Origin of the sequence: Colwellia sp. 75C3, assembly GCF_002836255.1 — a bacterium.
Classification (GTDB): domain Bacteria; phylum Pseudomonadota; class Gammaproteobacteria; order Enterobacterales; family Alteromonadaceae; genus Colwellia.
In genome coordinates this window covers 61,110-80,880 of record NZ_PJAU01000033.1, presented here as the reverse complement: position 1 = coordinate 80,880, position 19,771 = coordinate 61,110, and the positions used below count along the sequence as shown (strand labels likewise).

Annotated in this window: 19 protein-coding genes; 6 read left to right on the top strand and 13 right to left on the bottom strand. The window is 38.0% G+C overall.

The annotated features are described in order from the left end of the window. Nucleotides 1-97: 97 nt before the first annotated feature. The 3 genes from CXF85_RS04905 to CXF85_RS04895 all read right to left on the bottom strand — a co-directional run bounded on the left by CXF85_RS04905 (nt 98) and on the right by CXF85_RS04895 (nt 3,133). The gene (locus CXF85_RS04905) at nt 98-1,378 is read right to left on the bottom strand and encodes a TRAP transporter large permease (protein WP_101227413.1); all 1,281 of its coding nucleotides are present in this window, start codon (nt 1,376-1,378) and stop codon (nt 98-100) included. Beyond that, nucleotides 1,378-1,899 (bottom strand): TRAP transporter small permease subunit, encoded by a 522-nt coding sequence (locus CXF85_RS04900; protein WP_101227412.1) that lies wholly within the window; start codon nt 1,897-1,899, stop codon nt 1,378-1,380. The genes CXF85_RS04905 and CXF85_RS04900 overlap by 1 nt, the downstream gene beginning before the upstream one ends. A gap of 142 nt (nt 1,900-2,041) precedes the next feature. After that, entirely contained in the window at nt 2,042-3,133 is a 1,092-nt protein-coding gene (locus CXF85_RS04895; protein ID WP_101227411.1) for a TRAP transporter substrate-binding protein, read from the bottom strand. A gap of 281 nt (nt 3,134-3,414) precedes the next feature. On the opposite strand from CXF85_RS04895, the gene CXF85_RS04890 reads away from it, so the two are divergent. After that, a complete protein-coding gene (locus CXF85_RS04890; protein ID WP_198555496.1) occupies nt 3,415-4,554 on the top strand; it encodes an FIST signal transduction protein in 1,140 nt (379 codons plus the stop codon). Nucleotides 4,555-4,567: 13 nt separating this feature from the next. Further along, on the top strand, nt 4,568-6,397 hold the full coding sequence (locus tag CXF85_RS04885) for a putative bifunctional diguanylate cyclase/phosphodiesterase (protein ID WP_101227409.1): 1,830 nt from the start codon (nt 4,568-4,570) through the stop codon (nt 6,395-6,397). A gap of 9 nt (nt 6,398-6,406) precedes the next feature. Here the strand turns inward: CXF85_RS04885 and ubiA are convergent, their stop codons facing one another. Both ubiA and CXF85_RS04875 read right to left on the bottom strand, forming a co-directional pair. Next, complete coding sequence (ubiA, locus tag CXF85_RS04880) at nt 6,407-7,270, bottom strand: 4-hydroxybenzoate octaprenyltransferase (RefSeq protein ID WP_101227917.1); 864 nt, start codon at nt 7,268-7,270, stop codon at nt 6,407-6,409. A gap of 90 nt (nt 7,271-7,360) precedes the next feature. Next, nucleotides 7,361-7,969 (bottom strand): chorismate--pyruvate lyase family protein, encoded by a 609-nt coding sequence (locus CXF85_RS04875; RefSeq protein WP_101227408.1) that lies wholly within the window; start codon nt 7,967-7,969, stop codon nt 7,361-7,363. A gap of 181 nt (nt 7,970-8,150) precedes the next feature. On the opposite strand from CXF85_RS04875, the gene CXF85_RS04870 reads away from it, so the two are divergent. Then, the gene (locus tag CXF85_RS04870; protein ID WP_101227407.1) at nt 8,151-8,540 is read left to right on the top strand and encodes a flagellar basal body-associated protein FliL; all 390 of its coding nucleotides are present in this window, start codon (nt 8,151-8,153) and stop codon (nt 8,538-8,540) included. Nucleotides 8,541-8,543: 3 nt separating this feature from the next. On the opposite strand, the gene glpG is transcribed toward CXF85_RS04870, so the two are convergent. The 4 genes from glpG to CXF85_RS04850 form a co-directional block, all read right to left on the bottom strand. Continuing rightward, nucleotides 8,544-9,437, bottom strand: coding sequence for a rhomboid family intramembrane serine protease GlpG (gene glpG / locus CXF85_RS04865; protein ID WP_101227406.1), 894 nt, complete (start codon nt 9,435-9,437; stop codon nt 8,544-8,546). A gap of 6 nt (nt 9,438-9,443) precedes the next feature. Then, entirely contained in the window at nt 9,444-9,806 is a 363-nt protein-coding gene (gene glpE, locus CXF85_RS04860; protein ID WP_198555494.1) for a thiosulfate sulfurtransferase GlpE, read from the bottom strand. 63 nt (nt 9,807-9,869) lie between these two features. Beyond that, entirely contained in the window at nt 9,870-10,895 is a 1,026-nt protein-coding gene (gene tdh, locus CXF85_RS04855) for an L-threonine 3-dehydrogenase (RefSeq protein ID WP_101227404.1), read from the bottom strand. A gap of 96 nt (nt 10,896-10,991) precedes the next feature. Then, complete coding sequence (locus CXF85_RS04850; RefSeq protein WP_101227403.1) at nt 10,992-12,200, bottom strand: glycine C-acetyltransferase; 1,209 nt, start codon at nt 12,198-12,200, stop codon at nt 10,992-10,994. Between the two features lie 443 nt (nt 12,201-12,643). On the opposite strand from CXF85_RS04850, the gene CXF85_RS04845 reads away from it, so the two are divergent. After that, nucleotides 12,644-13,072, top strand: a complete 429-nt coding sequence (locus tag CXF85_RS04845; RefSeq protein WP_101227916.1) for an Lrp/AsnC family transcriptional regulator — start codon at nt 12,644-12,646, stop codon at nt 13,070-13,072. A gap of 151 nt (nt 13,073-13,223) precedes the next feature. On the opposite strand, the gene CXF85_RS04840 is transcribed toward CXF85_RS04845, so the two are convergent. Continuing rightward, on the bottom strand, nt 13,224-14,126 hold the full coding sequence (locus CXF85_RS04840) for a hypothetical protein (RefSeq protein ID WP_101227402.1): 903 nt from the start codon (nt 14,124-14,126) through the stop codon (nt 13,224-13,226). A 74-nt stretch (nt 14,127-14,200) separates the two neighbouring features. Here CXF85_RS04840 and waaA point away from each other — a divergent pair, with 74 nt between their 5' ends. Further along, the gene (waaA, locus tag CXF85_RS04835) at nt 14,201-15,556 is read left to right on the top strand and encodes a lipid IV(A) 3-deoxy-D-manno-octulosonic acid transferase (RefSeq protein WP_101227401.1); all 1,356 of its coding nucleotides are present in this window, start codon (nt 14,201-14,203) and stop codon (nt 15,554-15,556) included. Next, complete coding sequence (locus CXF85_RS04830; protein ID WP_101227400.1) at nt 15,553-16,317, top strand: 3-deoxy-D-manno-octulosonic acid kinase; 765 nt, start codon at nt 15,553-15,555, stop codon at nt 16,315-16,317. Before waaA ends, CXF85_RS04830 begins: the two co-directional genes overlap by 4 nt. Before the next feature lie 145 nt (nt 16,318-16,462). Here the strand turns inward: CXF85_RS04830 and CXF85_RS04825 are convergent, their stop codons facing one another. The 3 genes from CXF85_RS04825 to CXF85_RS04815 all read right to left on the bottom strand — a co-directional run bounded on the left by CXF85_RS04825 (nt 16,463) and on the right by CXF85_RS04815 (nt 19,701). Further along, complete coding sequence (locus CXF85_RS04825) at nt 16,463-16,885, bottom strand: hypothetical protein (RefSeq protein WP_101227399.1); 423 nt, start codon at nt 16,883-16,885, stop codon at nt 16,463-16,465. Nucleotides 16,886-17,004: 119 nt separating this feature from the next. Then, nucleotides 17,005-18,309: a sensor histidine kinase gene (locus CXF85_RS04820; RefSeq protein ID WP_101227398.1), complete on the bottom strand. Its 1,305-nt coding sequence runs from the start codon at nt 18,307-18,309 to the stop codon at nt 17,005-17,007. 3 nt (nt 18,310-18,312) lie between these two features. Then, the gene (locus tag CXF85_RS04815) at nt 18,313-19,701 is read right to left on the bottom strand and encodes a sigma-54-dependent transcriptional regulator (protein WP_101227397.1); all 1,389 of its coding nucleotides are present in this window, start codon (nt 19,699-19,701) and stop codon (nt 18,313-18,315) included. Nucleotides 19,702-19,771: the final 70 nt, after the last annotated feature.

Genomic DNA, 19,771 nt, shown 5'->3' with positions numbered 1-19,771 from the left:
TATGGACATTTATTCCTGAAGGTAAAGTGTGAAGTTAAAAGTTAAAAGTTTTATAATGATCCATTTGATAGTTCTCAAACGGATCACTTAATAACCTCTAAGAAATAATCAATTGGTCAGGGAAAAACAATACCAATAATAACACCGCAATTTGAATTAAAATAAAAGGAATTACCCCTTTATATATGGTGGTGGTTTTAAGATATTTTGGTGCCACACCTTTGAGGTAAAATAAACTAAAACCAAACGGAGGCGTTAAAAATGATGTTTGTAAGTTCATCGATATTAAAATGGCAAACCACACTAAATTGACATCTAACGCTATCGCGACTGGCAGTAAAATAGGCACGACTAAGAAAGCGATTTCGATGAAATCAATAAAGAAACCGAGTATTAAAATAGCGAGCATAGCTAAGGCAATAAAAGTCCACTTGCCACCCGGCAGTTCCATAAAGAATTCTTCAATGAGATATTCGCTACCCGAATAACTAAACACCATAGAAAATGCCGTTGCACCAATTAACACCGCAAAAACCATAGAGGTAACTTTCACTGTTTCTTTGGACACTTCATGCATTTTACTAAAAGAAAATGTGCCATATAAAATCGACAAAATAACCGCACCAACCGCACCTATGCTGGCAGATTCAGTGGGTGTAGCAATACCTGCAAATATGGACCCCAATACAGTTAAAATAAGTACTAATGGCGGGACAATATCTTTTAATGCTTGTACTAGCAGTTCACGTTTGTTTTCTGTGACCACTAACGGCGGGACGAACTCCGGCTTAATTTTGCCTAATATTAAGATATATATTACATAGGCAACAACCAACAACATGCCAGGTAAGGCCGCTGCGCGGAATAAGTCTCCTACGGGTACCCCCATCACATCGCCTAAAATAATTAAAATAATTGATGGCGGAATAATTTGTCCTAACGTACCTGAAGCGCAAATTACGCCCGTGGCCGTTGGCTGGTGGTAATTGTTTTTTAACATTACCGGTAGGGAAATAACCCCCATAGCAACAACACTAGCACCTACTACCCCGGTTGATGCAGCTAATAACGCACCAACTACTATGGTAGAGATAGCAACGCCACCAGCAATACCACCAAAGAGTTTAGCGGCAGACTCTAGCAAGCGTTCCGCGAGACCTGTTTTCTGTAACACTATGCCCATAAAGATAAACATCGGCACAGCCATTAAGATGGTGTTCTCCATAATGCTCATAATGCGATAAGGCATAAAAGCAAATAAATCGGCGCCTAACACAATAGTACCAACGATTAATGACACGCCAGCAAAAGTAAAAGCGACCGAATAGCCAAGAAATAAACACACGAGAGCAATAGCAAAAAGTACAATACCTGTCATTACTGTTCCCCTGCTTCAGCTTGAGTTGGCGTCGTGAGAGTTTTTAGCTGGACAATCAGTACATGGAAAATAGAAAGAATTAAAAAGAGTGAAGAAAGAGGAATAACACTACGGACAATCCAACGATGCGGTAAGCCTCCCGGATCACCACTGCCCTCGCCCATTTGATAGGCTTCAAAGGTATAATCCCAACTGTAATAAAGAATAACAAGAGTAATGGGTAACGCTAAAACTAACGAGCCAAAAATATTCACTAAGGCTTGTTTTTTAGCTGACATAGTATCGTAAAAAATATCAACTCGTACATGGCCATCTTCTTTAAAGGTATAAGCAATGCCAAACATAAACATGGCAGCAAACAGATGCCATTCAAGCTCTTGCATACCAATACTTACATCATTAAAGAAGTAACGCATGATAACGTCATAAAAAACATTCATGATCATTAAAACCATGAGCAAGCTACATAAATTACCTAAACCATCGATAATTTTTCCCGTTATTTTTAACACTGAATCCATTGAATTCTCATCTTAAGTTTCATTTTAGTAAAGCAATTTAGTCATTCGATAAATAATCAAAAACCAGTGAGTTAACTTACCTCACTGGTTTTATTTTTTATATAAAATATTTATACAAACGTTGTTCGTTCTGAACTAAAAATTATTTTTTAGCATCAAAATTATCAAGATAAGCTCGGTCTGACAAATTAGTCCAAGCACGTACCTGATGTTTATAATCATTCAATGACTTAAGGATTTCAGCTGTTAAAGGATCTTTAGCTGCAAACTCTTTTAGTAACTCATCATTAGCGACCATAAGCGCGTTCATTACTGGTTTAGGAAATGAGCGCATTTGCACATTAGGATAATCTTTCTTAAGCGACGCTAAGTTCACGCCACTGGCATGCATAGATTGAGAATACATATCGTAAGCAGCAACTTTCATGGCAACAGTAAGTATTTTCTGCAAGTCTTTTGGCAATGAATTATAAGCTTTTTCATTAACCATAAACTGCAATTCAGTGCCTGGCTCATGCCAACCGGTGTAGTAGTATGGCGCTACTTTATGAAACCCCATGCGTAAATCGAGTGATGGACCTACCCACTCTAGCGCATCGATCGTGTTCCGCTCTAAGGCGGTATAAAGTTCACCCGCTGGAATATTGGTCGGTTTTGCGCCTAATTTTGCTAATACTTCACCAGCAAAACCCGGAATACGCATTTTCAGCCCTTTAAAATCTTCTACGCTATTAATTTCTTTTTTAAACCAACCGCCCATTTGGTTACCGGTATTACCACCAGGGAATGACATAATGCCATATTGATCATAAACCTTTTTCATTAACTCCATGCCGCCGCCATAATAGAACCAAGCATGTTGCTCAGACGCTATCATGCCAAAAGGCACAGTAGTAAAAAACATAGTATTGAAGTTTTTGCCTTTCCAGTAATAAGACGCTGAATGCCCCATCTGATATTGGCCACTTTTTACAAAATCAAAAATGCCCAGTGCTGATTTATGCTTATTAGAAGAATCGATGCGAATGGTTAAACGGCCATTGGACATTTCTTTGACCATTTTGGCCATATTTTTAGTGGTGTCACCAAAAATAGGAAAGTTAGGTCCCCAGGTTTCAGCTAATTTCCAACGATATTTTTTATCATCATCAGCCTGTACTGCAGCAGAAAGCCCCAGCGAGGATAAACCAAGCGACACCACCAGTGCCGCCTTTACGAAAATTGATTTTTTCATCTGTTCCTTCCTTTAACTTATTGTCATTAATTATTTTTATAAGAGCTTCACGTTGTACCGATTCAATTGAGCATACTAGTTGTACTGTGCTTTTATTAACCAGCGCAACTAGACATAAGTAGTAGACTCAATAAACAATGACTAGCCTAACGATAATTAATCAATAAACAAGCATCTAGACGAAAATACAATAATTAACACTAGTGTTCTATTCATAAGTTAGGCATTATGCTAAGCGCAGTGAGGTGATGATAATAATAAAAATCAATGGATACAATAAGATGGACACTGAATTATTCACTTGGCATACACAAAGCGATACTTTAAATGATTTTAAAGTCGGCTTAACTCTCGCCCAAAATAGCGGAGCTAAAAGCCTACTGGTGCTAACGTGCAACCAAAATAATTATCCTGAAAAAGAACTCAGTTCACTATTAAGTGACTGTCCACTAAAGCTCTTTGGTGGCATTTACCCCATGCTTACCCTTCAAGATAGTTTACTCAAGCAAGGTGCTTTAATTATTGGTTTTAAAGACAATTTTGATGTGACACTATTTTCACAATTAAATCATGTAAACAATGAAGACTGCTTAGAAAAACTCATTACATCTACCCTAGAACAAAAATACAACTTTAGTGGCCATGACAATTTTTTAATATTTTATGACGCATTAATAGGTAACATGGAAGGATTTGTCGATTGCCTTTTTGAGTGCTTAGATCATGGTATTAATATCGCAGGGGGTGGAGCCGGTAGTTTAGATTTCATCCAGCGCCCATGTATTTTTACTAATCAAGGTATTCATAGTAATGCTGTGTTGTTAGTCACCTTACCAAGAAAACTTAATACCAGCGTTGCGCATGGTTGGAGTACTTTTCAAGGGCCTTTTTTAGTCACAGAAACACAAGGGCAAACCGTTAAAAGTTTAGATTATCGACCTGCTTATGAGGTGTATTGCCAAACAATCGAAAGTACCTCTGAGCACAAATTCAACAACGCTGAATTTTCTGATATTGCTAAGTACTTTCCGCTAGGCATTGAAGATATCAACAATAATTTAATTGTTCGCGACCCCATTTTAGCGCACGACAATAACTTGCAATGTGTTGGTAATATTCCTATTAATTCAATGGTATATTTACTTGAAGGTAATACAGAGACATTAATTTATGCAACAGAGCAGGCAGCGTTCACTGCATTTCCTGAACTATCTCAAACAACAATATCAACGACTATGGTATTCGATTGTCTCAGTCGAGTATTATTTTTGGAAGATGAATTCGAAAAAGAACTTAATGTCATCGCTAAGCACTGCCCGTCACCTGCACTTTTTGGCGTAATCTCACTAGGAGAAATAGCCAATAGTCAAAGTGGTGCTATTCGCCTTCTCAATAAATCAATCGTAATTAGCTCTTGGTAGCAACTAGGTCATTATGAATAAAGCACTTTTCATTATTTCACTACAACACGAACTTGCCATGGCTATTGGTAATAAGCTTGACTTAAAAGCCATGTTAAAAGTTTTTTTAAAGGTATGCTTTAACCGCCTTGATTTAACCAGTGCCCATATCCATATCTATTGTGATCAGAGCGGTATGCCAAGTAAAGTAATACCACTTGAAAGCACGAGCTATCAACACCTCTTAAGTATTCCAAAAAATAAACGTGGTCAAGCTTGGTCGCAAAATCTTACCCTTAAAAGCTTTGTAGAACAGCTTGATAATGATCAAAAAAACATTTCTTTTCAGTGTGAAAATGGACAATATCTATTTGGCTTTATTATCCCGAACCATGGTTTACTCACCTTTGAAACTCACTATGCTTTAGGCGAAGAAGTACAAAAAGCGCTACAACCTGTTTTGCAAAAATTAGCCACTAGCTGCTACACCTCATTAGTGCATGACTCCCTTGTTAAAGAAGCGCATTCTAGGCAACTTATTGAAGAAAAGGTTGCCTTTCAGGCGCAACACGATGGTTTAACTGGCTTGTTTAACCGCCAACATATAAATCATCTGTTAGGTAGTGCAATAGAAGACGCTCATATCAACAGAAAGATTGGTAGTGTACTTTTTATCGACCTCAATAGTTTTAAGCCAATAAATGATTCAATGGGTCATGCTGTCGGCGATAAGATATTACTGACATTATCCAACAGGTTACATTCACTAAGCAGCGAGTATATCGATATTGGTCGATTTGGTAGCGATGAATTTATTATCCTGCTGAAAAATCTCAGCATAGATTATCAAGAAACGGTTAACCAACTTATTGAACAAATTAACCAATTACTTACCATTCCTTTTGTTATTGATGCTAATTCGTACAAACTCACCTGCAGTATTGGTTATGCCTTTTTTCCACTGCAAAGCAGTACGGTTAATAACCTGATTAAATTTTCCGATATTGCCATGTACGAAGCCAAGCGAGCTAAAAGTCAATGTGGTAGAAAATACCAAGCGGCAATGTCAGAAAAAATAAAAAACCGCTTGGATTATGTCGATGATATGAAACAGGGGCTAGAGCAAGACGATTTTAAATTATTTTATCAAGCGCAATTTAACCATTATGGTGACATTATCGGTGCAGAAGCATTGTTACGTTGGCAGCACCCTGTACATGGCATGGAGTCTCCCGCGGTTTATATTCCTATTGCTGAAGAAAGCGATCTCATTCTCGCTATTGGTCAATGGGTATTAGAGCAAGCATGTCGTGACATTAAGAAATTAGAAAAATTTACCCTACCTAATAGCTTTAATAAAGTATCAATTAACATCAGTGCTAAGCAGTTAATGCAAGCTGATTTTCAAGAGAAAATACTGAATGCTATTAAGCAGAATGACATCCCTGCTGAACGCTTAGGGTTAGAGTTAACAGAAAATCTCTTGGTAGAAAATATTGAAGACTCGATCAAGTTAATTGCTTCACTAAAAGAAAAGTCTATTGAGTGTGCTATTGATGATTTTGGTACTGGTTATTCTTCATTAACCTATTTAAAGCGCATTCCAGCGAGCGTACTCAAGATTGACCGTTCTTTTGTCGCTAATATTGCCCAATGCAAAGAGAGCGCAGCCATTGCCAGCATGATCATCAGTTTAGGGAAAACCCTAAAAATGGACATACTGGCTGAAGGCGTTGAGACACTAGAAGAGTTTAACTCTCTAAAAGATCTTGGTTGTTATCATTACCAAGGTTTCTATTTTAGTACCCCACTACCCTTTGATGAGTTTACGCAGCTACTAAGCTTAAAAACGAACAACGAATAAAATACAGCGCTATAAATACTCAATGGCAATACCAACAAAGACGATCAAGCCAACCCAGTGATTATGCAAAAAGGCTTGAAAACAAGCATCCCGATCTCTATTAACGATCAATAACTGTTGATAGCTAAATAAGCCAGCTGCGACAATGAGACACAATTGATACGGCCAACCAAACGCTAAAATATCACCCACGGTCCATAATAATGCCAAAGTAATTAACTGTAAAAATCCAATAATACGCTTATCGTTATCGCTAAATAAAATAGCCGTAGATTTCACCCCTATTTTAACATCGTCATCTCTATCAACCATGGCGTACATAGTATCGTATGCAACCGTCCAACATAGGTTAGCTGCAAACAGTAACCATGCCACTAAAGGTATCTCACCTTGCACTTCGGAGAATGCCATTATCATTCCCCAGCTAAAAGCTGCTCCTAAAAATATTTGTGGCAGTTGGGTATGACGTTTCATAAATGGGTAGATAGCCGCTAAAAACAGCGCAACAACAGAAAGATAAATGGTTGGCCAGCTAAGTGTTAGTACTAAACCAAGTGCCATACCAATTAAGACACCAAACAAATTAATAGCTTCAGGCGGTGTCATCATGCCATTAACAAGCGGCCTATTTTTAGTACGCTCAACCTTGCCATCTATTTTTCTATCGGCGTAGTCGTTTATCACACAACCGGCACTACGCATGATAAAAACACCCAAACTAAAAACGAGTAATAGGTGCATATTCGGCCAACCATCACTCGCAATCCATAATGCCCAATACGTTGGCCATAATAATAAATAGGTACCTATGGGCTTATTCATACGCGTAATTAACTTAATCGCTAACAATTTTTGTTGAATTTTTTTAAGCATATTTTTGTTCGACATATTAGGTTTCTTTTATCGTTACAGTTCAATTAGCCTTTTAAGAGACTCTTTGTTTATTACGTTAACGAATGTTAATTATTGATAAGCAAAAGCATCAGGTAAAAAAACCTCAGCGACCATCAAGGGTTTATTATCTAACATAAAGATAGAACGTCGCCCCCAAAGCACTTCCTTTGGCGTTACGGGTACATTTATCGATGAGTTATCGTTAGAGCACTTAGCGCCTAATTTAGTCGCTAATATGGCGACACTCGAATCGCTAGGGAAAATAGATAGCTCTAACTGTAAACGTTGCAATGACGGGTTATTAAACAGTACTTGCCCAAGGGGTTGCTCACCTAAATGAGCAAGCACTTGCTCTTTACCGGTTAAGCTCGCTAGTGGTAGTAAACTTCGAGCAAAAACTTGCGGAACATTATCGCAATATAAAATAACTTCACGTACCAATATAGGTTCGCCAGCTTTAATATGGTTACACGCTTCTGTTTCTGAGCATAACTGCTGTTGCTCACCAATCACTTTGACTTGGAAGTTTTCACAGTTACTTTTTAAACGAGCTGTTAATGAACCTTCATCAAGTAGCCAATCTTTAAGTATTTCAGATAGTAAGGATGTATTCTCATCATTTTCTGATTGCCATTGTCCCGTTAACGTTACTGGGAAATTAACTATTTTTTGCTTCATAGTGCTACTTTATAGAATAATAAGATATAAAATCGTCGCTATAGTATCAGACCTAAACCGTAAACTCATTTATCAATCCATGGGATTTAAAAATCTCCATTTAATAAAAATTATTCAGGCAAAAGACTAAAATCAGGTTATGATAAGGGTAAGTTCAATCATCCCAGACAACAGTTGTTTTATGTTTAAATACTTATTTATTTTTTCTTTTTTACTTACTTTAAGCGCAAGTGTATCTCAAGCAAAAGCGAGTGATTATGCTTACTTTGGTTTTGAACCAGACATTGTCACAAATTATGTCGCGGTGAAAAAGAAAATGGGCTATGTGCGCCTAACCGTAGAATTGATGGTTGAAGGTGATAATTTAACTATTGTGGAACATCATGCACCTTTATTACGTGATGCAATCATTAATATCATCGGCCAGCAAGCTGAAGCTAAAGTGAAATCGATGAAGGGTCGTGCGGAAATTCAGTTACAGTGCGAAGAACAAGTAAAAGAATTACTCATCAGAGAGACTGGCCAACCATTGATAAAAAAATTACTTTTTACTCAATGGTTAGATAACTAAATATTAGTTATTTTTAGCGTTTATCCCGATAATCTTCACGGTAAACAACGCTAAAAAACAGCCCGATAACAAACCAAGTAAATGTGCAGTATTAGCTACATTAACGGGTAATAAATCGGCAAAGCCAAGTACTAGCCAGAACAGTAAAAATCCTACTAATGGCTTAGCAAGTGACAAGCCTCGTTCAGGGGCTAAATAACCAAACCACCAAACAAATCCTACCAACGCATATACCACGCCCGATAAACCACCAAAGTTTGATCCTGACACTAAATATTGCCCTACGTTGGAAACTATCGCAGAGATCAGCAATAAATTAATGAGCGTTGCTTTACCTAACGTTTTTTCAATACTGCCGCCTAATTGCCACCACCACATGGTATTAAAGACAATATGCAGCCAAGAGAAGTGAAAAAAGGCTGGGCCAATTAAACGTAGTGGATCTGATAATAAAGCATCAATTGATAGTTGCGGATAAAACTGAAGGGTATTAAAAATATTTTGCGCCCAGCCAAGCTCACTACCTAGAAAAACCAGCCAACATAAGGCAAAAACTAATAGGGTAACAATGCCCGCATGCGCTAAAAAACTTTCTTTGAAATTATTTATTAAACTGAAGTCATCTGCATTTAACGTAACTGCTTCACCTCTATCCCATGCCGCTTGTTGATACTTGTCAGCATGGGGGTTCAGAATAAAAGTATCAAACTCTACTTTTGCCTGTGAAATGTTATCTTCTGGGCAATAAATCACATGGCCTTCATCTTGGCTTGATTTGAGCTGAGACTGGATCCCTAAAGATTGCAGATAATTACTGAATAATAAGGCAATATTGTGATCTTTCAATTGAACCAGTGGCTGTAAAATATCGGTATTATCCGCAGACTCACTTGTCATCAGTAATTATCGCTCTATATTGTCAGGAAATTGTGTTTGCCACTGAGTAAAGCCACCATCAAGAGAGTAGACCTCGGTAAAATCTTGGCTTATAAGAAATTCTGCGGCTTGTTGGCTAGATATACCGTGATAACAACAAACAACAACAGGTGCATCAAGGTCGGCTTCACGTAAAAAATCAGGTAATGATTCGTTAGTTAAATGAATAGCTTCCGCGATACGACCATTGGCAAAGGAATTGGCATCTCGAATATCGACAACAACATGTGATTTATTTTCCATAACTTCTTGTAAATCACTGACTGACATATGCTTAAAACTATTCTCTGACACTGTGTATTCCTCGTTAATTACTGTCTTAGCTGACATTTAGGTTTTATAAAAATGCTACCTGTTAGAAGATAGCATTTCTGAAGTGCTAGTATAACGAATTTAGGTCCAATCTAAAATAACCTTGCCAGATTGACCAGAGCGCATCATATCAAAGCCCTGTTGAAAGTCATCGATATTGTAATGATGGGTAATAATTGGGCTGAGATCTAAACCTGATTGAATCAAACTTGCCATTTTATACCAAGTCTCAAACATTTCACGGCCATAAATACCTTTAATGGTAAGTCCTTTAAAGATAACTTGGCTCCAATCAATAGCCATATCACTACCTGGAATACCTAACATGGCAATTTTTCCGCCATTGTTCATGCTTTCTAACATGCTAGTAAATGCCATTGGCACACCTGACATCTCCATGCCAACATCAAAGCCTTCAGTCATACCTAATTCTGTCATTACATCAGCAAGATTTTCTTTACTGACATCAACAGCACGTGTAGCACCCATTTTACGTGCAAGGTCTAAACGGTATTCATTAATATCCGTAATAACAACATGACGTGCCCCAACGTGTTTCGCAACCGCTGCAGCCATAATACCAATAGGACCCGCGCCAGTGATTAATACATCTTCACCAACCAAATCAAATGACAATGCGGTGTGAACTGCATTACCAAAAGGGTCAAAAATTGCTGCTAAATCATCAGATATTTCATCGGGTAATTTAAAAGCATTGTAAGCTGGGATAACTAAATATTCCGCAAACGAACCCGAACGATTAACACCAACACCGACAGTATTACGACATAAATGCGTTCGGCCGCCACGACAATTACGACAATGACCACAGGTAATATGACCTTCACCTGAAACACGGTCACCTAAAGTAAAGCCTTTAACTTCTTGACCAATGCCCACCACTTCGCCTGCATATTCATGACCGACAACCATAGGAACAGGAATGGTTTTTTGTGCCCACTCATCCCAGTTATAAATATGAATATCAGTACCACAAATGGCGGTTTTTTTAATTTTTATCAGCAGATCGTTATGACCTAATGTTGGCTTTTCGGTTTCAGTTATCCAGATGCCCGGTTCTGCTTTTAATTTAGCTAAAGATTTCATTGTTGTTCTCTATCTTTTAATATTCAAATACTTGCAAATTGTATAACCCAATCTAAAGCAAAGTTAGCACTGAGCTATACAAGTAGTAATTTCTAATTAAATAACTGCCATTTCTTTACCGATACGGGTAAAAGCATCAATCGCATGATCTAACTGCGCTTTACTGTGTGCGGCAGAGATTTGTGTACGAATACGTGCTTGTCCTTTGGGTACTACCGGGAAAGAGAAACCAATTACATAAATACCTTCCGCTAATAAACGGTCAGCCATAGCACTTGCCACTTTAGCATCACCTAACATTACCGGTATAATTGCGTGGTCTGCACCGCCACAAGTAAATCCAGCTGCTTCCATATTGGTACGGAAATATACGGCGTTATCTTTAAGGGTTTTACGTAACTCCCCACCATCAGCCAATAGCTCAAGCACTTTCAATGAAGCATTAACGATTGCTGGTGCTAGTGAGTTAGAAAATAAGTAAGGACGAGAGCGTTGACGTAACCATTCAACAACTTCTTTTTTCGCTGCGGTAAAGCCGCCTGAAGCGCCACCCATAGCTTTACCTAGAGTACCGGTGATGATATCTACACGACCCATCACTTCACAATACTCATGGCTACCACGACCTTCTTCACCAACAAAGCCAACAGCATGTGAATCATCAACCATTACCATAGCATTATATTTATCCGCTAAATCACAAACACCTTTCAAGTTAGCGATAACGCCATCCATTGAGAAAACGCCATCGGTAGCAATTAACTTGAAACGAGCGCCAGCAGCGTCTGCTTCAATTAAGCTTTGCTCTAAAGCTGCCATGTCATTGTTGGCATAACGAAAGCGTTTCGCTTTACATAAACGCACACCATCAATAATTGAAGCATGGTTTAACGCATCGCTAATAATCGCGTCTTCTGGTCCTAATAAAGTTTCAAACAAACCCGCATTAGCGTCAAAACAAGAAGAGTACAAAATGGTATCTTCCATACCTAAAAACTTGCTGATGCCTTGCTCTAAGGTTTTATGAATATCTTGCGTACCACAGATAAAGCGTACTGAAGCCATACCAAAACCATGCTCATCTAAGCCTGTTTTTGCTGCTGCGATTAATTCAGGATGATTGGCTAAACCTAAATAGTTATTAGCACAGAAATTCACTACCTGTTCTCCGCTAGCAACGGCTATTTTAGCTTGCTGAGCAGTAGTAATAATACGCTCGGCCTTGTATAAGCCGTCTTCTTTTACTTGCTCTATTTGTGCCGTTAAGTGCGAGTAAAAACCTTTAGTAGATGCAGTATCAGTCATGTAAATTCCTTAAATAATTATTATCGTTAATACCAATTACACTAATTTATTGATCAACTTAGAGTTATATTAGCGAGCTTAGAACCAACAAAATTACTTAAACATAGTTATTCTATATTTTATTAATTTTGTGCAGTTATCAGTTTGCTAATAAACTCCCGAGGGCGAGTTTAAAAGGCATATATGCGGCGTTATTAATTTTGATAAGGGAATAACCATTATCTTCAATCAATGCCTTGCCTCTAAGCCTTTTAATTCTCGCTAAGTGGTCAATAAATTAATGTACTTGGTATAATATTCATATTATCAACGCTGAGCGCCCTACAATAAAAGTGACACTACTTGGTAATATGACCTTTTTTATAGTTAAATTGACATATGAACCTGTCAAAGTGTAAGTTAGTGACTATATTATGAATATAACCATGAACGTGGAGTGTAGTTTGTTAACCGAAAAAGATGAAGAGTTGCTGTCAATATTACGACTAAATGCTAGAGCAAGTGTTTCAGATATCGCCAGAGCTACAGGCGTTTCTAGAACAGCTATACAAAATCGACTCAATAAGCTTGAAAATAATAATGTGATTAAAGCCTATAGCGTCGTGCTCGACAGCGCTTATACCAGTGGCTTAATTTCTGCTAATGTCTCGTTAAAAGTAAAGCCAAACTTACGAAAAACCATTTGTATCGCCTTAAGAAAAGTTCACCAAATAAGTCATATCCATTCTATAAGCGGCGAATATGATTTATTGGTAACCATACAAGCCAGTACCCTAGAAAAGCTGAGTGAGGTACTAAATATGGTATGTTCTACTGAAGGTGTGGAAAGGACCAACTCTGCAATTATTCTTGATACCATTTTTGAGCGTTAGTCTTAGGATTTTACACGCTAGACTCTATCCTGAGTAGCGCCATCTTTATGTAAAAATAGGACTTATCTTCTAAGAAACTAATAGCCGAGCGATATTTCACTGTAAAGTGTTTAGTGTCCTTTAAAACGACTTAAGGGGAGATTCACTACTTTTAACGTAAAGTGAACTTCAGCCACAGTGCAATATCATTAACCAAATTTTTATTCGCTTTGATTACCTGATAATTCAGCCTATCCCCTTTGTATACTTGGTGTTTTGAATGTTTGGCTCCACTCCAAGTAAATAGCTCCTGGGAAGTGGCATAACTCATGGAATGCTGCGCAGAGCTAATAAAGTAACTTGGAATATCCACCAGATTCTTATAGCGCTCTTTGTCGGCATAAGACATCTCAGGGGTTAATAACACCATTGAGTTTATGTGTATATCTTCAGCTAACGTTACCGCATAAGCCCCCGCACAACCGCTAGCAACAATTGAAATGCCCTGACTATTATCAACTTTACTGCGTAAAAAGTTATAAGCGGCCAATAAATCTTCTGACCAGTACGACATCAAAACCGCTACTTCAGTTTGATAACTAATAATATCAGTGGCATTCTTTTTCACGGCTAAATGTGAGTACCCTTGGGCAACACTGTTGCCGTAACCGCGAAAATCAAGTGATAAGGTATGTAAACCTTGTTGGGCGATACTGGTTGATAATGTTTGATATTTTGTTCGCTCACTGTGACAATCATGTAAAACTATTACACCTGCCATATGTTGAGCTGACGCTTTATTGGGGAAAAATCGATAATCCGCCGTTAATAAAAAATCATGGTCCGCCCGAGCCTTAAATTTTACTTGATACTGAATTTTAGCCTTCGCTTTAATCTGTGCTGTTGATAATTTCTCAGCAAATGTCTCCGGTAACGTGGCATCTTGTATAGTACTTTGTGCATTGACAGGCATTGCTAAGCTATAAGCCGTCAATAGACACAAGTAACAAGCTTGTTTTATTTTAGCGATATCTACGATTTTCATTAATTTTTGATGCATCGTTTTTACTATCATAATTGCTAACGCTTATTTGGAAACCCTTTGGTATAATCTACCGATAAACTTATTATAGAGCAATATTCTCCGATATGATTTCCTTGCTAATTTACCGCCTCTTACTGTTGCTATTATTGCCATTTATACTCGTTTTTTTACTCGTTCGATCTAAAAATAATAAAGCTTATCGACAACGCTTATTGGAACGCTTGGGTTTCTTTCCAAAGCCTCACAAACAAGGCGGAATAATTGTGCATGCCGCGAGTGTGGGTGAAGTTATCGCACTAAAAAGCTTTATCGAAAAGTTACTACTCAATTATCCTAATTTACCTATCACCATTACTTCGTTTACACCCACAGGCTCCGCACAAATAACTAAGCTCTTTGGTGACCGTGTTCAACATGGCTACCTACCCTTAGATCTATTTCCCTGTACGACATTATTTCTGCATCGACTCAAACCTAAAATGATAATTTTCATGGAGACAGAGCTATGGCCTAACTTAATTGCTCAGTGTTCTCATAAGAAAGTTAAGTTGTTATTAATCAATGGCCGTTTATCTAATAAATCTTTGCTCAGCTATCAAAAAATCAGCTCGCTTATTGAGCCCTGTTTGAATCGTTTCGACCAAATCCTCACGCAAAGCCAAGAGAATTTAACGCACTTTGTGCAACTAGGTGCACATGAAAGTCGTTGCCTGAATAGTGGAAACTTGAAATTTGATATCAGTGTTAATGATCAAGTGATCAATAAAAAGGTAGAGTTAGCCAAGCTGATTTTTGCTAATGATAATCAAGCAAGAAGAAAAATTTGGTTAGTCGCCAGTACACATGATGGTGACGAAGCAATCGCATTAACTGCCTTTAAAGAATTGTTGATTCCGTACCCACAACTGTTATTAGTGTTAGTGCCGCGTCATCCTGAACGCTTTGCACAAGTCGCCAACCTTTGCCTTGAACACGATTTATCATTAGCAAAGCGTAGTGAAAACACGGTAATTAATGATGAGCAAGTATGGTTACTCGATAGCCTTGGTGAATTAATGGCGGCCTTTGCTTTAAGTGACATTGTCACTATGGGTGGTAGTTTCAGTGAGGTGGGTGGTCATAATCCATTAGAGCCTGCATTATTTAATAAACCCATTATCGTTGGTCACAACATGAGTAACTTCAATGAAATAATGCAACAGTTAAGACAAGAAAATGCCATTATTGAGCTCTCCGACAATGAACCGAGCAAACAACTCGTTAATGAAATTAGTGCCTTATCACAACAACCAATTCGTCAGAAAACGTTCGGTAAAAATGCGTTAAAAGTCGTGTTAGCTAACCAGGGAGCCAGTGAAAAAACGTTGGCTCAAGTAATCAAGCTTCTGCCTAATATTCCTATTGATACTAACTCTATTGATACTGACACTACGCCAAAACCGGTAGGAGATAACTCGTGACTCAAGCGACTAAAACGATAAACACCACAAAATTTTCTAAGCTTGAACAAGGCAAAGTTACTTGTTTTTTCAATCAAACTCTCATTACTGATTTCAGTGCCAACATGCTTAGCCCAAACTATTGGCAACAAAAAGATGCGATAACAGGCTCGGCGCAAGGGCGTGGCACCACTTGGTTTGTCGCCTATAATGATAACAATAACATTCAACACGATTGGGTATTACGCCATTATTACCGTGGCGGTTTAATGGGTAAAATCAATAAAGATTCCTACTGGTTTAGTGGCTTAGAAAGTACCCGCGCCGCTTGTGAGTTTGCCTTATTGCGTCATATGCAAACGTTACAACTTCCTGCGCCTGAGCCGGTGGCTTATCGCGTGATTCAGCATGGCTTGAGTTACAAAGCTGACTTACTTTCCAGTCGTATTCAACACGCACAAGATTTAGTGGCCGTTTTAAGTGAAAAAGCGTTAGCTGAAGATGTTTGGCGACGCATTGGTGCCACTATTAAGCGCTTTCATCACCATGGTATTTATCACCATGATTTGAATAGCCATAACATTTTACTTGATGATAAAGAGCAAGTGTTTTTAATCGACTTTGACCGTGGTGAATTACGTACTAACCCAGTAAAAACTGGCTGGAAGCTAGAAAACATGGCACGTTTACAACGTTCATTTTTAAAAGAGTTGAAGAAGCTAGAACAGTTTTATTTTACTGAAAAAAATTGGCAAGCTTTACTTAGAGGTTATCAAGGTTAAGGTTCAGAAAATAAGACATAACAGAGAGGTAATGGCTAAGTGGTAGTCACTCCAGTTGAGGACTACTTTTATCATGTGTCTTTTGAGACGATCTATTCGTGCTAGAGCGGCCCTTGATCTTTATTAAAACATTAGATTCTGTTACTCATTCGGAGTCTTTATTTGCCACTATTTTATTAAGATAACGATCGATTGTAGCTTTAGCTGAAGCGGTTAAACCGCCTTTGCCATGCTGCTCTTTTAACAAAGATTCAACTTGGGAAAATAATTGGTCAACATTTACATCAACCTTAGCTGGTTTACGACTCATGATGTTTAAACTTTCCTCGCCCTTGTTATGATTATGGTTACCAAATAAGTTTAACCAGGTATCACTTTTCTGACCAAAAGCCATTAATTTATGAAAGTAGCTTTTGGAAATAGAATGACCTTTAAGGATATCTATCAGCCCACATATTATTGATACTGGGCTTAACAACAAGTCTCGACCAGCATCTATAGCCAACTTAACTTGGAATATGAGCATATCCCGAATCAAAATCCAACGTGAAATATCAGGTTCGTGCACGCACCTTCTCCCTTTAGCATCAATAAATTTAGTTTAATCAGAATACCAATAAACTACACAACTTAGCGTTATATTAACGCGCTTAAAGCAATCAAAAGGCTTACAGGCATCATTATTTCTTACTTCGGTAAATTAATCTCTACCTGACAACCACCTTCAGCTCTATTAGATAAACGTAACTGCCCTTGGTGACCTTCAATGATTTGCTTGCACAGTGATAAACCTATACCCGTGCCTTGAGTTTTTGTAGTAAATAACGGCACAAATACATTATCTAAATTTTGTATGCCTGGACCTTTATCTAAAATATAAATGACCAGCTGATTAGCTTTATTTTTTATCAGTAAATCAATCTCGCTATTTTTCCCTGAGGCTTCATGAGCATTTTTTAACAGGTTAATTAGGCATTGCTCCAATTGGGCAATATCGATCATCAATTCCGCTTGCTCTGGTACCCTTAAATTCACAGGGTAATTCAATAATGACACTAATTGTTCAATAACAGGAATAATATCAACACGTTTACATTGCGGCTGTGGTAAGTGAGTAAGTACCCGATAACCTGCCAGGAAGTGTTTTAAACTGGTGGCTCTATCTTGGATAATCTTTAAGCCTGATTGAATATCTTCTTTATCTTCGAGTTCAATATCACTTCGCGCGGTTAATTTATCTAACGTAGAAGCTAACGAGATAATAGGGGCTAATGAATTATTAATTTCATGACTTAATACTCTGACCAAATTCTTCCATGCCTCTTGCTCTTGCTGGCTTAGTAATAAATCTAAATCTGAAAAAATATATAGGCTATGTTGCTGGCCTTGATCACGAAAACCATCTTTGAAAATATGCCAACGAGCAGTACGAGAACCGACAGTCAGTTTTTCTATCGAATTAGACTTCAATTCGGTTAATTGCCCTAAATTTACATCCTTTAATGTTTTATGACGTAATTTCGACTCACTTAATCCCAGCAACAACTCTGTCTCTGGGTTTACCATGGTAATTTTACCTTGTTGATCACAGGCAATAATGGCGACTTTAATTTGTTTAATAACCTTGGCTAGCAGTAACTGACTTTCTTTAAAGTCATAACGCGCGGTAGTGAGTGAATCAGCTAATTTATTTACTTGTCTGATCAAGTCACTATGGCCGCTCTGCCCTGATTCTGCTTTACCACGCAAGGAGAAATCACCAATATTCAAGGCTTCTACTAGATTCGAGAGAGAAATAAATTGATCTTTCAGGTCATAATAAAAATGATGAAAAGAAAAACCAACAATAGCCGACAAGAAAATTGTCACCAGCGCTTGTAAATAAAAAATGCTGTCTATGTACCACAACAAAAATAATGCTAGAAAATAGCTAGGTAAAATAGCCCATAATACGGTGGTGAATATTCGTTTTTCAAAAGGGCCATTAAACATTAATTAAAGTCCAAATTTATCTAGGCGACGATAAAAAGCGCTTCGACTCATAGCTAAGGATTTAGCTGCATCAGAAGCATTGCCTTTATTGAGTTTTAGTCTTTTCTCAATCACTGCCTTTTCAATGTCATCCATAGTCATTTCATCTTCAAAAGCATGTTGGGGAGTTGATGAGGTTTGTTGGGCTGCTTCGTTAACGACTTCAACCAACATTAAGTGCTCGGTAAAAATTTCATCTCCGGCTAATAAGGTGGCTCTTTCTAAGGTATGACTTAACTCCCGGACATTTCCCGGCCATTGATAAGTTAATAACTGTTGCTCTGCTTGAACTGACAATTTAGGTACAGCTTTGTTATATCTAGCTGCACATTTCACTATAAACGCTTCAGCCATGGGTAAAATATCATCAAGGCGCGTTCTTAATGGCGGAATTTCAACCACAAAAGTATTCAAACGAAAGAGTAAGTCTTGGCGAAAGCTTTTCTCTTGCACCATTTGTTGTAAATCACTATTAGTAGCACTGATCACTCTAATATTTGCTTGTTGAGTTTTACTCGCACCCACTTTTTCATATTGGTGCTCCTCTAATAGTCTGAGTAACTTAGCTTGCTGAGCCAAGGGGATATTAGCTATTTCATCTAAAAATAACGTGCCTTGCTCTGCTAACTCAACCCGACCAATGCGATTTTCTTTAGCATCGGTAAAAGCCCCCTTAACATGACCAAACATTTCACTTTCAAATAATGAGTCAGTGATTGCCCCCATATTCACCGATACAAAGGTATTATCTGCACGTTGGCTCAATTGATGAATATGACTCGCCAATAAACTTTTACCTGTGCCGTTTTCGCCAGTAATTAGAATGTTGATATCTGCCTTAGCAATTTGCTCAAGCGTGCTGAGCAGACTTTTCATCGCTGCGGATTCAGCCACCATGTCATTACCATCTAACACCGCAATTTGTTGCTTTAAGTTATTATTTTCTTCAGTTAGTTTTAAATTATTTTTAGTTTGCTGTCTTAACGCCAGTTGGTTATTAATAACAGATAATAACCGATCATTTTCCCAAGGTTTTTGAATGAAATCGCCAGCGCCAGACTGCATGACCTGTACAGCAATTTCCACGGTAGCCCACCCGGTCATACAAACTACCGCTAAGTCCGCATCATAATTTTTCAGCTTTTGAGTAAGCTCTACCCCTTCTATACCTGAGGTAGTATCTAGCTGATAATTGAGATCGATTAACGCTAAATCAATTTCTTTAGATTTTATTAAAAATTCAACTTCAGCAGGACTGGTAGCCGTTGTTACCTGAAAACCTTCGCTTTTTAAAAATAAACGCAAAGCGGCAACTATACTGGCATCGTCATCAGCAATAAGAATATGGGACACAAAAACTTCCTGTTATTAGGTAAATTGAATTCTGCTTAACGGTTTTCTGATAAGTGAGAAAACACTATGA

Coding starts and splice junctions, on each gene's coding strand:
- CXF85_RS04905 (WP_101227413.1), bottom strand. CDS start 1,378: ATGACAGGTATTGTACTTTTTGCTATTGCTCTCGTGTGTTTATTTCTT.
- CXF85_RS04900 (WP_101227412.1), bottom strand. CDS start 1,899: ATGGATTCAGTGTTAAAAATAACGGGAAAAATTATCGATGGTTTAGGT.
- CXF85_RS04895 (WP_101227411.1), bottom strand. CDS start 3,133: ATGAAAAAATCAATTTTCGTAAAGGCGGCACTGGTGGTGTCGCTTGGT.
- CXF85_RS04890 (WP_198555496.1), top strand. CDS start 3,415: ATGGACACTGAATTATTCACTTGGCATACACAAAGCGATACTTTAAAT.
- CXF85_RS04885 (WP_101227409.1), top strand. CDS start 4,568: ATGAATAAAGCACTTTTCATTATTTCACTACAACACGAACTTGCCATG.
- ubiA (WP_101227917.1), bottom strand. CDS start 7,270: ATGCTTAAAAAAATTCAACAAAAATTGTTAGCGATTAAGTTAATTACG.
- CXF85_RS04875 (WP_101227408.1), bottom strand. CDS start 7,969: ATGAAGCAAAAAATAGTTAATTTCCCAGTAACGTTAACGGGACAATGG.
- CXF85_RS04870 (WP_101227407.1), top strand. CDS start 8,151: ATGTTTAAATACTTATTTATTTTTTCTTTTTTACTTACTTTAAGCGCA.
- glpG (WP_101227406.1), bottom strand. CDS start 9,437: ATGACAAGTGAGTCTGCGGATAATACCGATATTTTACAGCCACTGGTT.
- glpE (WP_198555494.1), bottom strand. CDS start 9,806: ATGTCAGCTAAGACAGTAATTAACGAGGAATACACAGTGTCAGAGAAT.
- tdh (WP_101227404.1), bottom strand. CDS start 10,895: ATGAAATCTTTAGCTAAATTAAAAGCAGAACCGGGCATCTGGATAACT.
- CXF85_RS04850 (WP_101227403.1), bottom strand. CDS start 12,200: ATGACTGATACTGCATCTACTAAAGGTTTTTACTCGCACTTAACGGCA.
- CXF85_RS04840 (WP_101227402.1), bottom strand. CDS start 14,126: ATGATAGTAAAAACGATGCATCAAAAATTAATGAAAATCGTAGATATC.
- waaA (WP_101227401.1), top strand. CDS start 14,201: ATGATTTCCTTGCTAATTTACCGCCTCTTACTGTTGCTATTATTGCCA.
- CXF85_RS04820 (WP_101227398.1), bottom strand. CDS start 18,309: ATGTTTAATGGCCCTTTTGAAAAACGAATATTCACCACCGTATTATGG.